This window comes from Kluyvera sp. (genome assembly GCF_047971185.1).
GTDB lineage: Bacteria > Pseudomonadota > Gammaproteobacteria > Enterobacterales > Enterobacteriaceae > Kluyvera.
Window position 1 is genome coordinate 1 of the sequence record NZ_JBKDZH010000008.1, and the last position, 11524, is coordinate 11524.

The window sequence follows — 11524 nt, forward strand, 5'->3', positions numbered from 1 at the left end:
AATTAAACTTCGTAATGAATTACGTGTTCACTCAGAGACTTGGTATTCATTTTTCGTCTTGCGACGTTAAGAATCCGTATCTTCGAGTGCCCACACAGATTGTCTGATAAATTGTTAAAGAGCAGTTGCGACGCGGCTTACAGCTCACCGTCGCGAGGTGGCGTATATTACGCTTTCCTCTTTCAGAGTCAACCCTCATTTTCAGGTTTTTCTCTTCAACCGAACCGGCTACTTAGTGTGAAGTGATTCACGTTTGCCGTCTCAGTGGGTGCGCATTATAGGGAACTTTGTTTTTTGCACAACCCCTTTTCTCAACTTTTTTTCTAAGTGTCGCTTTTTCACACTTTTCGTTCTGTAAGTGTGCAATTTGCTTAATTTTTGAGATGAGAAACCACGGAATTGGGCTGATAATGAGAAAGACTCCCACCATGACACCGTTTTAATGAGGTAAACATGTCAGCCGTTTTACGCCGCTATAAAGATTTATTCCCCGTCATCGGCCAGCGCGTGATGATCGACCCCACCTGCGCCATCATTGGCGACGTTCGTCTGGCGGATGATGTCAGCATCTGGCCGCTGGTCGCCGCCCGGGGCGACGTTAACTACATCCAGATTGGCGCTCGCAGCAATATTCAGGACGGCAGCGTTCTTCATGTGACGCATAAGTCGGCCAGAAATCCTGAAGGCAATCCGCTGATCGTCGGGGAAGACGTCACCGTTGGCCATAAAGTCATGCTGCACGGCTGCACCATCGGTAATCGGGTATTAGTCGGGATGGGTTCTATTCTGCTGGACGGCGTAATCGTTGAAGACGACGTCATGATTGGCGCTGGCAGCCTGGTGCCGCAGCATAAGCGTCTGGAAAGCGGGTACCTTTACCTGGGCAGCCCGGTCAAACAGATTAGACCGTTAAAAGAGGCCGAACTTGAGGGATTGCGCTATTCGGCCAATAACTATGTGAAATGGAAAGATGACTATCTGGATCAGGACAGCCAGACCCAGCCCTGATCATCCTCCTGCTGGTCGCGGATCAGATCGCTGGCTTCTTCTTCAAGATCCCAGCGATTCTCGCTAAATAGCGCTAGCCATTGCCGCGGCTCATCGCCGCCAAAGCGGCGAACCATCGTTTCTGCGCTCAGCGCACACATTAATTGCATACCATTCACCAGCGCAGGGAAACAGACTGCCTGCAGATCGGCGCGCCACTCTTCGCGGTCAGGAAACTGAATAGCCTGATTCATACGCCCAGCTCACGTTTCAGCGAGGCAATCACCGGCTCAACGTCGGGTAACACGCCGTGCCACAGCAGTACGGCATGCGCCGCCTGACCCACCAGCATCCCTAACCCATCCGCATAGCGCTTTACACCGTGCTGGATGCACCAGGCCAGAAATGCCGTATTGCCCTGCTGATAAAACATGTCATAGCAGCACACCTGCGGGCCCAGTAGCGATTCCGGGATTGGCGGCGTCTCGCCAGAGATGCCGCTGGAGGTGGCATTAATAATAAGGTCGAACGCATACCCGTCCAGCTCAGACATGGGCCGCGCGCTAACGCTGCCGGTATGGCGGAACAGCTCGGCGAGCGTTTGCGCCCGCGCGTGGGTACGGTTGGTGATGGTGACGTTACAATCCAGCGAAAGCAACGGCAGCAGCACGCCGCGCGCCGCGCCGCCTGCGCCAATCAGCAGGACGCGATAGCCGGGCTTAATCAGCCCAAGTCGTTCAAGGTCGCTCAACAGGCCAATACCATCGGTGTTATCACCGAGGATTCGCCCATCCTCCAGCCGCTTGAGCGTATTCACCGCGCCTGCGAGCGCTGCGCGCTCGGTTAGCTCATCGGCACGGGTAAACGCCTCCTCTTTAAAAGGCACCGTGACGTTCGCCCCTTTACCGCCCTGCTGGAAAAACGCATCCAGCGTTGCCACGAAGCCACCTAGCGGTGCCAGCATGCGGCCATACGGATGCGCGATCTTCAGCTGCTCAGCAAATTGTTGGTGGATGAACGGCGATTTGCTGTGCGCAATCGGGTTACCAAAAACGACGTAGCTTTCCATTGGTTACCCCTGGCGAAAACGTTCGCCCGTCAGGGCATCAAGGATCTCTGACGGATTCATCCGCCCGCCGGTCGGCGCATCCACCACCGGGAAATCATCACCGAACTGGGCAAGCACCTCTGCCGTGGTGCGACAAGGAGGCAGACCGGTCAGATTCGCACTGGTCGACACCAGCGGTTTGCCATAGGCCTGGCAAAGTTCTATCACTACCGGGTGATCGGTAACGCGCACGGCCAGCGAGTTAAAGCGCCCGGTTAGCCAGGCGGGGGTCGTTGGCTTCGCCGGGAAAACAAACGTCACCGGCCCCGGCCAGCGGGCAAACACCGTTGCGCGCTGCGCATCGGTCAGTTGGCTGTCGTCAATATACGGTTGAAGCTGTTCAAAGCTAGCGGCTATCAGGATCAGCCCCTTTTCTACCGGACGCTGTTTTAACGCCAGTAGGCGCATAACCGCTTCTTCACTGTCAGGATCGCAACCTACGCCAAACACGGCTTCGGTTGGATAAGCGATGACTTCATTATTGTTCAGAGCAATAACCGCACGCTGTACGGCCTCTGATGGCAGGTTTTTATTCACTGATTTGTTTCGCCGGAACCGGCTTTCCACATTGTTTACTGGCACAGAAACGCTTTACGCCCTGCGCCGTTTTCTTTTCGATAAGCAGCGGGTAGTGGCACTCGGGGCACTCCCCCGCAACCGGTGTGAAGTTAATGACGAACTGACATTCCGGGTAGCGATCGCAGGAATGAAAGGTTTTGCCGTAACGCGAACGACGCTGCACCAGGTGCCCTTGCTGACAGGCCGGGCAGACAATCGCGGTTTCATCAGGTTTGTCGATAACCTCAGTGTGCCCACATTCCGGATACTGGCTGCATCCGACGAACATGCCAAAGCGCCCCTGGCGCAGCACCAGCACGGCACCACATTCAGGGCACGACTGTCCCTCCAGAATTTTAACGATATGCCCATCGGCCTGACTTTTCAGGGGGCGAACGTAATCGCATTCCGGATAATGGGAACAGCCAAGAAACGGCCCGTGTTTACCGGACCGTATGACCAGTTCGGCCCCGCACTGTGGGCAGGGCTCGTGTTTAGGCACCGAAAACAGTGCTGATTTGACCATAACAACTCTTGATGCCACAAAATGATTTAATGCAGCATACCTTCATTCGCCTCGAAGAGTAATTCTTCCATTTGCTGATACGCGTTTTCACACCCCGGAAGATTGAACAGAACCATCAAAATGACCCATTTCAGCTCTTCCAGCTCAAACTCGGCGGTATCCAGAGCCATCACGCGCTCGATAACCATTTCCCGCGTTTCAAGGTTTAGCACCTGAATCTGCTCAAGGAATAACAGGAACCCTCGGCAGCTCGCATCCAGACGTTGACTCTCTTCCTGTGTGAAAATACGCACGGAGAGGGGATCCGATGCTAGCTGCATGGGTTCAACGAGGCCTTCCTGATAGTCGGCGAGCTTTTCCAGCCATATTAGCGCGTTGAAGATATCTTCACGTTCGAACCCCGCATCGGTAAGATCCCGAGTCAGTTTGTCCTGATCTACGCGCATGTCTGTTTCGTTATGGATGTAGGTCTCAAACAAATACATTAGTACGTCGAACATGGCCTGCCCTCCTTAATCGGACATAGCCGCCGGGTACAGCTGCGATCCATCCTGCTAACTCCAGTTCAAGTAGCTGAGCCACGGTCACTGGCACAGGTTGGCCGGCACGTTCAGCGACGACGTCAACAGGTGTTACCTCATCTCCTACGTTAGCCAGGAGCTCAGGAAATGGCAATGCTACAGAATCCTGATCTGCACAATAATTTGTCATTTCGGCTCGTTTCGACAAATGTCTGTTTAATCCCGGAAAAAGCGCCAGAATATCCTCTGGCTCCGTGACGGTCACCGCTCCCTGTTTGATAAGCCAGTGCGGCCCTTCCATTCCCGGATGCCCCAGCGGCCCCGGAATCGCAAACACTTCGCGCCCTTGCTCAAGCGCACAGCGCGCCGTCACCAGCGAACCGCTGCGCAATGCGGCTTCAACGACCAGCACGCCGCGGCTTAATCCGCTGATAATTCGATTGCGTCGCGGGAAGTGATACGGCGCGGGCGTCGCCGCCAGCGGGAATTCCGATACCAGCGCCCCTCCATGCTCAACAATACGTTTTGCCAGCGAACGATGCCGGTGAGGATAGATATGATTCAGCCCACTGCCGAGCACCGCGATCGTGCCTCCACCGGCCTGCAGCGCGCCGCGATGGGCGACACCGTCAATACCTAGCGCCAGGCCGCTGGTGATCGTGATCCCCATTCTGGCCAGCGACTCACACAAATAACCGCCCCAGCGTTCACCATATAAAGAGTGCTGCCGGCTACCCACGACGGCAAGCTGCGGGGAATGCAGTAGCGCCAGATTGCCGCGTACGCACAGCACCGCCGGATAATCGCTGATGGCGCGCAGCGGTTCTGGATACAAGGGAGAATCCGCAAACAAAAGATGATTGTCCGGCGACGCCAGCCAGCGGTTGGCGGCCTCCATCTCGGTGGACGAAAAAGCGAAAAAACGTTCGGCCTGCTTAATGCTAAAACCCAGCGTATAAAGCGTTTGATGGGTGATGACGGTTTGCTGGCGCAGCGCACGTAGCGCGTGCAGCATGCCGTCGCCATACAAATCATTCACCTTTAACAAACGGAAGGCGAGTTCCTCGGGTGACATCCTTTCCCCCTTGCCACATGCGGCATTAGCAATCTTTGCGATTGGTCAGTGACTCTGTCAATTAGAGGGGGTTTTGTCTAGAATAGAGGTAATAATCTTTCCTACTCCTGAACAGAACTCTGGATATTTATGGCAGTTTTGCAAGTATTACATATTCCGGACGAGCGTCTTCGCAAAGTCGCCGCCCCGGTAAAAGAAGTGAATGACGAAATTCAGCGTATCGTGGACGATATGTTCGAAACCATGTACGCCGAAGAAGGTATTGGTCTGGCTGCGACTCAGGTCGACATCCACCAACGTATTATCGTTATCGATGTCTCAGAGAATCGTGACGAACAGCTGGTGCTGATCAACCCGGAACTGCTGGAAAAAGAGGGCGATACCGGTATCGAAGAAGGCTGCCTGTCGATCCCGGAACAGCGTGCGCTGGTTCCACGTGCCGAGCGCGTCAAAATTCGCGCCATTGGCCGCGACGGCAACCCGTTTGAACTGGAAGCTGACGGCCTGCTGGCTATCTGTATCCAGCATGAAATGGACCACTTAGTCGGTAAGCTGTTTATCGATTATCTGTCGCCGTTAAAGCAGCAACGTATTCGCCAGAAAGTTGAAAAACTGGATCGCCTGAACGCGCGCGCCTAAGGATAAGGATTAACGTGTCAGATTCCCTACGTATTATTTTTGCGGGCACTCCCGATTTTGCAGCGCGTCACCTCGACGCGCTGCTGTCGTCTGAGCACCAGGTGGTTGGCGTCTTCACCCAGCCTGACCGCCCCGCCGGTCGTGGTAAGAAACTGATGCCCAGCCCGGTCAAGGTGCTGGCGGAAGAGAAAGGTATTCCCGTTTTCCAGCCCGCCTCCCTGCGCCCAGAAGAAAATCAGAAGCTGGTTGCCGATCTGCAGGCCGATGTGATGGTGGTGGTTGCCTATGGGCTGATCCTGCCAAAAGCCGTGCTGGCCATGCCGCGCCTGGGCTGCATCAACGTCCACGGTTCTCTGCTGCCGCGCTGGCGCGGGGCCGCGCCGATTCAACGCTCACTGTGGGCGGGTGATGCCGAAACCGGCGTCACGATTATGCAGATGGACGTAGGTCTGGATACCGGCGATATGCTGCATAAGCTTTCCTGCCCAATCACCGCTGACGATACCAGCGCCAGCCTGTACAACAAGCTGGCTGAACTCGGCCCTGAGGGCCTGCTGCATACCCTGCACCTGCTGGCGACCGGTACCGCCACGCCTGAAGTCCAGGATGAAGCGCTGGTAAGCTATGCCGAGAAGCTAAGTAAAGAAGAAGCCCGGGTCGACTGGACGCTCAGCGCCGCCCAGCTGGAGCGCTGCATCCGCGCCTTTAACCCGTGGCCAATGAGCTATATCGTTATTGACGAGCAGCCGGTTAAAATCTGGCAGGCTTCGGTAATTGATAAACCCGCCGGTGCCGAGCCGGGGACCATTCTTGAAGCCACCCGCCAGGGTATTCAGGTCGCGACCGCCGACGGTATCCTCAACCTTATCTCGCTGCAGCCGGCAGGTAAGAAGGCCATGAGCGCCCAGGATCTGCTGAACTCGCGCCGGGAGTGGTTCGAGCCCGGAAACCGTCTGCTCTGACGGTTCGTCCCTATTTAAAGCCCGGAGTCTCCGGGCATTTTTATTTTTACGGTTATGAAAAAACATCTTAATTTACGCAGTATGGCGGCTCAGGCCGTTGAGCAGGTCGTCGAAAAGGGGCAGTCGCTCAGCAATGTCCTGCCGGCAATGCAGCAAAAAGTGGCAGATAAAGACAAAGCGCTGCTTCAGGAGCTGTGCTTCGGCGTGCTGCGCACCCTCTCCCAGCTTGAATGGATGATCCAGCAGCTGATGGAACGCCCGATGACGGGCAAACAGCGTACCGTTCACTACCTGATCATGGTGGGTTTCTACCAGCTGCTGCATACCCGTATTCCGCCACATGCCGCGCTGGCGGAAACCGTTGAAGGTGCAGTCGTCATTAAGCGTCCACAGCTGAAAGGGCTGATCAATGGCGTACTGCGTCAGTTCCAGCGCCGTCAGGAAGAACTGCTAACCGAATTCGCGCAAAGCGATTTGCGCTTCCTTCACCCCTCCTGGCTGGTAAAACGCATTAAAGCCGCTTACCCGCAGCAGTGGGAAGCTATTCTTGATGCCAATAACCAGCGCCCGCCGATGTGGCTGCGCGTCAACCGCAATCACCACTCCCGCGACGCCTGGCTTGCCCTGCTAACGGAAGCCGGTATGACCGGCTTCCCGCATCCCGACTACCCGGACGCCGTGCGTCTGGAAACGCCGGCGCCTGTACACGCCCTGCCTGGTTTTGACGAAGGGTGGGTGACCGTGCAGGATGCATCTGCTCAGGGATGCGTTAAATACCTGCTGCCGAAAGAGGGCGAGCAGATTCTCGACCTGTGCTGCGCGCCGGGCGGTAAAACGACGCACATTCTGGAAGTTGCGCCGCAGGCCAACGTGGTGGCCGTCGACGTCGACGAAAAACGCCTGTCACGCGTATACGACAACCTGAAACGTCTGGGCATGAAAGCGACGGTAAAACAGGGGGATGGTCGCTATCCGCAACAGTGGTGCGGCGAGCAGCAGTTCGATCGCATCCTGCTGGACGCGCCGTGCTCCGCAACCGGGGTGATTCGCCGCCATCCAGACATCAAATGGCTGCGCCGCGACCGTGATATCGCCGAACTGGCGCAGCTGCAGGCCGAGATCCTCAACGCTACCTGGGCGCATCTCAAGCCGGGCGGCACGCTGGTTTACGCCACCTGTTCCATTCTGCCGGAAGAGAATCAGCAGCAAATTGCCGCGTTTTTGTCCCGCACGCCGGATGCCGAGCTGCGCGAAACCGGTACCCCTGAACAGCCTGGCCAGCAGAATTTACCGGGTGCCGAAGAAGGTGATGGCTTCTTCTACGCTAAGCTAATCAAAAAGTGATGAGATAACGGGTCGCAACTGATGAAAATTATCATTCTGGGCGCCGGACAAGTCGGCGGTACGCTGGCGGAAAACCTGGTTGGGGAAAACAACGACATCACCATCGTCGATACTAACGGCGAGCGCTTGCGCAGCCTGCAGGATAAGTTCGACCTTCGCGTGGTACAAGGCCACGCCTCACATCCCCGCGTACTGCGTGAAGCCGGTGCTGACGATGCCGATATGCTGGTCGCGGTGACCAGTTCGGATGAGACCAATATGGTCGCCTGCCAGGTGGCCTATTCGTTATTCAATACTCCCAACCGCATCGCACGCATCCGCTCTCCGGACTACGTGCGCGACGCGGAGAAGCTGTTCCAGAGCGACGCGGTACCCATCGATCACCTGATTGCGCCAGAGCAGCTGGTTATCGACAATATCTACCGCCTGATCGAGTACCCTGGCGCGCTGCAGGTGGTGAATTTTGCGGAAGGCAAAGTCAGCCTGGCAGTGGTCAAAGCCTACTATGGTGGCCCGTTAGTGGGTAACGCGCTGTCGACCATGCGTGAGCATATGCCGCACATCGACACCCGCGTCGCGGCCATTTTCCGCCACGATCGTCCAATTCGCCCGCAGGGTTCCACAATCGTTGAAGCCGGGGATGAGGTCTTCTTTATCGCGGCCTCGCAGCATATTCGCGCGGTCATGAGTGAGCTACAGCGGCTGGAGAAACCCTACAAGCGCATCATGCTGGTTGGCGGCGGCAACATCGGCGCCGGTCTGGCGCGTCGTCTGGAAAAAGATTACAGCGTAAAACTGATTGAACGTAATCAGCAGCGCGCGGCCGAGCTGGCAGAGAAGCTGCAAAATACCATCGTCTTCTTTGGCGACGCTTCGGATCAAGAGCTGCTGGCGGAAGAGCATATCGATCAGGTCGATCTGTTTATTGCCGTCACCAACGATGACGAAGCCAATATTATGTCGGCAATGCTGGCCAAGCGGATGGGCGCCAAGAAAGTGATGGTGCTGATCCAACGGCGCGCTTATGTCGATCTGGTGCAGGGCAGCGTGATCGATATTGCGATCTCACCACAGCAAGCGACGATCTCCGCGCTGCTTAGCCACGTACGTAAGGCGGATATCGTGGGAGTTTCCTCGCTACGTCGCGGAGTTGCCGAAGCCATCGAAGCCGTCGCGCACGGCGATGAAAGCACCTCCCGCGTAGTTGGCCGCGTCATTGACGAAATTAAACTGCCGCCAGGCACCATTATTGGCGCGGTCGTTCGCGGTAATGATGTCATGATTGCTAATGATAATTTGCGCATTGAACAAGGCGATCACGTCATTATGTTCCTTACCGACAAAAAGTATATTTCAGATGTGGAACGTCTGTTCCAGCCCAGTCCATTCTTCCTTTAATTTCCCAAAGGCGTTCGAGAGAGCGCCTTTTTTATTAACCTTTTATTATTTAAGGGTTAATTAATACCTTCATATTTATTATCACTAATGGAAATTAGATAGACATTTGTTAAACTTATAAACGTCAGCTTGCACAAGGGAGAATAAAATGAGCATTATTAAAGAGTTTCGCGAATTCGCGATGCGCGGGAATGTTGTCGATTTGGCAGTGGGTGTCATTATTGGTGCGGCGTTTGGTAAGATCGTGTCGTCTTTAGTTGCGGACATTATCATGCCACCGCTGGGGCTATTAATTGGTGGGATTGATTTCAAACAGTTTGCCGTCACGCTGCGCGACGCGCAGGGCGATATCCCGGCGGTCGTGATGCACTACGGCGTATTCATTCAGAATGTTTTTGATTTTGTCATCGTGGCGTTCGCTATCTTTATGGCCATTAAGCTGATCAACAAGCTTAACCGTAAAAAAGAAGAACCGGCAGCGGCGCCAGCGCCGACAAAAGAAGAAGTACTGCTGTCTGAAATCCGTGACCTGCTGAAAGAACAGAATAATCGTTCTTAATCAGGCCGCTAAAAGCAGAAAGCCAGTGGTAAAAAAGCGCATCGCTTGTTTGCCACTGGCCTCCCGACCATACCCTTTCGCGTGTTTTTCTTTCCGCAGATAGCTGCCTTTCCCTTTCTTATTTTTCTCTACGCGCTGACGAAACAGCGGGTCATGCAATAGCGCCTCGATGGCATTATCTTTAATCTGCCCCTTCGTATGCTGATAGCGGCTCATAACAGTCTCCTGATTGGGTTAATCATACGCGGCGAGTGTAGATCTCATTGTGTAAAAATTCAACGCCGATTTCACGAGGCACCGGCGCCCTGCTCCAGAATACCGAGTATGGAACAAAACTCACTGCTGTGAGCAGTGCCGCAGCAGGCATCATTGAGCTGCTTCAGCGCGCGCTGCATCGACTGGAGTTCTTCAATACGCGACTCGACTTCACGGAGCCTGGCCTGCACGATCCCTTTCGACTCCTGGCAGGTATGATGTTCAGGATCCACGCGGATCGACAACAACTCGCGGATCGATTCCAGGGTGAACCCCAGCTGCCGTGCATAGCGAATGAATTTCAGCCGCTGAAGATCGTCCGCCGTGTAGAGACGAAATCCCCCTTCGGTGCGCACATCATGGCTCATCATCTGCTGCTTTTCATAATAGCGGATGGTGTCAGGGGTGACGCCAGCCAGCTTTGCCAGTTCGCCAATCCGGTACATCATTACTCCTCATTGATCTTTTGCATCAGCTTTCCGGCATAATCGCCGCGTAGAAAGTCGGTATTGAGCCCAGCCTGTCTCAGTTTTAATTCCATCAGCGCCAGGCGACGGCTTATTTCCTGGTAGCGTTCATCCTCACGCTGAATACCTTTCAGTATATCCGCGAGCACCATCGCCTCTTTACGCTGTTCGAGCTCGGGCGGCAGGCAGCCGGCATTTTTCAACAACCGATAGCCGGAACGCAGTTCTTCAGGTACCGCAGAGTCATCATCAAGCGCTAGCGGTTGTCCCTGCCCGGGGAGATTATCAAACTCGCCTTTACGCTGCGCGTCAGTGATATGACGTTCAGCCCACTGGTCCAGTAACCACATGACAGCACTCCGTGGAGTAGAACAGAAAGAATACGGCTATTGTAGATAGGATGGGGGAGGAGTGGACATAAAAAAACCCGCCGAGGCGGGTTTTTTTACTTTACTGCAAATTACTCTGCAGCTGCTTCTGCTTTCGGCTCAGCACGATCAACCAGCTCGATGTATGCCATCGGCGCGTTGTCGCCTGCACGGAAGCCACACTTCAGAATGCGAGTGTAACCACCGGTACGGCTCGCGAAACGCGGGCCCAGCTCGTTAAACAGTTTTGCCACGATCTCGTTATCACGAGTACGGGCGAATGCCAGACGACGATTAGCAACGCTATCAGTCTTGGCAAGAGTAATCAGCGGCTCAACTACGCGACGCAGTTCTTTCGCTTTAGGCAGGGTCGTCTTGATGATTTCATGACGAACCAGTGAACCTGCCATGTTGCGGAACATAGCCTGGCGATGGCTGCTGTTGCGGTTCAGTTGACGACCACTCTTACGATGGCGCATGACCTTATCCTTCTCAGTAAAACCTTAACCTGTGATCCGGTTACTCGTCAGCAATGCTTGCCGGCGGCCAGTTTTCCAGGCGCATGCCCAGAGACAGACCACGTGAGGCCAGCACGTCTTTAATCTCGGTAAGAGATTTTTTACCCAGGTTCGGCGTTTTCAGCAACTCAACCTCGGTACGCTGTACCAGATCACCGATATAGTGGATAGCTTCTGCCTTGAGGCAGTTAGCAGAGCGGACAGTCAATTCCAGATCGTCAACAGGGCGCAGCAGGATC

At 54.9% G+C, this 11524-nt stretch carries 17 protein-coding genes; 6 read left to right on the forward strand and 11 right to left on the reverse strand.

Going from position 1 to position 11524, the window contains the following annotated elements; all coding sequences use genetic code 11:
- Positions 1–453: 453 nt before the first annotated feature.
- Positions 454–1008: a gamma carbonic anhydrase family protein gene (locus tag ACK5JN_RS01430; protein WP_416868516.1), complete on the forward strand. Its 555-nt coding sequence runs from the start codon at positions 454–456 to the stop codon at positions 1006–1008.
- Here the strand turns inward: ACK5JN_RS01430 and ACK5JN_RS01435 are convergent.
- Genes ACK5JN_RS01435 through dprA form a run of 6 tightly spaced genes read right to left on the reverse strand, consistent with a single transcriptional unit; the run spans position 984 to position 4775 of the window.
- The gene (locus ACK5JN_RS01435; RefSeq protein ID WP_106930868.1) at positions 984–1241 is read right to left on the reverse strand and encodes a DUF1488 domain-containing protein; all 258 of its coding nucleotides are present in this window, start codon (positions 1239–1241) and stop codon (positions 984–986) included. The genes ACK5JN_RS01430 and ACK5JN_RS01435 overlap by 25 nt on opposite strands.
- Positions 1238–2056: a shikimate dehydrogenase gene (gene aroE / locus ACK5JN_RS01440; protein WP_416868517.1), complete on the reverse strand. Its 819-nt coding sequence runs from the start codon at positions 2054–2056 to the stop codon at positions 1238–1240. The genes ACK5JN_RS01435 and aroE overlap by 4 nt, the downstream gene beginning before the upstream one ends.
- A gap of 3 nt (positions 2057–2059) precedes the next feature.
- The gene (gene tsaC / locus ACK5JN_RS01445; RefSeq protein WP_416868518.1) at positions 2060–2632 is read right to left on the reverse strand and encodes an L-threonylcarbamoyladenylate synthase type 1 TsaC; all 573 of its coding nucleotides are present in this window, start codon (positions 2630–2632) and stop codon (positions 2060–2062) included.
- A complete protein-coding gene (locus tag ACK5JN_RS01450; RefSeq protein WP_416868519.1) occupies positions 2625–3179 on the reverse strand; it encodes a type I DNA topoisomerase in 555 nt (184 codons plus the stop codon). The genes tsaC and ACK5JN_RS01450 overlap by 8 nt, the downstream gene beginning before the upstream one ends.
- Before the next feature lie 26 nt (positions 3180–3205).
- Positions 3206–3679, reverse strand: a complete 474-nt coding sequence (smg, locus tag ACK5JN_RS01455; protein ID WP_416868520.1) for a DUF494 family protein Smg — start codon at positions 3677–3679, stop codon at positions 3206–3208.
- Positions 3651–4775: a DNA-protecting protein DprA gene (dprA, locus tag ACK5JN_RS01460; RefSeq protein WP_416868521.1), complete on the reverse strand. Its 1125-nt coding sequence runs from the start codon at positions 4773–4775 to the stop codon at positions 3651–3653. Before dprA ends, smg begins: the two co-directional genes overlap by 29 nt.
- 129 nt (positions 4776–4904) lie before the next feature.
- Between dprA and def the strand changes: the two genes are divergently transcribed.
- The 5 genes from def (at position 4905) to mscL (ending at position 9677) form a co-directional block, all read left to right on the forward strand.
- Positions 4905–5414: a peptide deformylase gene (gene def / locus ACK5JN_RS01465; protein ID WP_416868522.1), complete on the forward strand. Its 510-nt coding sequence runs from the start codon at positions 4905–4907 to the stop codon at positions 5412–5414.
- 14 nt (positions 5415–5428) lie between these two features.
- Entirely contained in the window at positions 5429–6376 is a 948-nt protein-coding gene (gene fmt / locus ACK5JN_RS01470) for a methionyl-tRNA formyltransferase (protein ID WP_416868523.1), read from the forward strand.
- 54 nt (positions 6377–6430) lie between these two features.
- Positions 6431–7720, forward strand: coding sequence for a 16S rRNA (cytosine(967)-C(5))-methyltransferase RsmB (gene rsmB, locus ACK5JN_RS01475; RefSeq protein ID WP_416868524.1), 1290 nt, complete (start codon positions 6431–6433; stop codon positions 7718–7720).
- A gap of 21 nt (positions 7721–7741) precedes the next feature.
- Positions 7742–9118, forward strand: a complete 1377-nt coding sequence (trkA, locus tag ACK5JN_RS01480; protein WP_416868525.1) for a Trk system potassium transporter TrkA — start codon at positions 7742–7744, stop codon at positions 9116–9118.
- A 148-nt stretch (positions 9119–9266) separates the two neighbouring features.
- Positions 9267–9677: a large-conductance mechanosensitive channel protein MscL gene (gene mscL, locus ACK5JN_RS01485; RefSeq protein WP_416868526.1), complete on the forward strand. Its 411-nt coding sequence runs from the start codon at positions 9267–9269 to the stop codon at positions 9675–9677.
- Here the strand turns inward: mscL and ACK5JN_RS01490 are convergent, their stop codons facing one another.
- From ACK5JN_RS01490 to ACK5JN_RS01510, 5 genes are all read right to left on the reverse strand, one after another.
- Positions 9678–9893, reverse strand: coding sequence for an alternative ribosome-rescue factor A (locus ACK5JN_RS01490; protein ID WP_416868527.1), 216 nt, complete (start codon positions 9891–9893; stop codon positions 9678–9680).
- A gap of 71 nt (positions 9894–9964) precedes the next feature.
- Complete coding sequence (gene zntR, locus ACK5JN_RS01495) at positions 9965–10378, reverse strand: Zn(2+)-responsive transcriptional regulator (protein WP_416868529.1); 414 nt, start codon at positions 10376–10378, stop codon at positions 9965–9967.
- Positions 10379–10380: 2 nt separating this feature from the next.
- Positions 10381–10749 (reverse strand): DUF1992 domain-containing protein, encoded by a 369-nt coding sequence (locus ACK5JN_RS01500; protein WP_416868528.1) that lies wholly within the window; start codon positions 10747–10749, stop codon positions 10381–10383.
- Between the two features lie 110 nt (positions 10750–10859).
- Positions 10860–11246 carry a 50S ribosomal protein L17 gene (gene rplQ / locus ACK5JN_RS01505; RefSeq protein ID WP_064541646.1) on the reverse strand — a complete coding sequence of 129 codons (387 nt, stop codon included), beginning with the start codon at positions 11244–11246 and terminating at the stop codon, positions 10860–10862.
- Between the two features lie 40 nt (positions 11247–11286).
- Positions 11287–11524: DNA-directed RNA polymerase subunit alpha C-terminal domain-containing protein (locus ACK5JN_RS01510; protein ID WP_001709193.1), on the reverse strand; the 238-nt coding region annotated here is incomplete at its 5' end.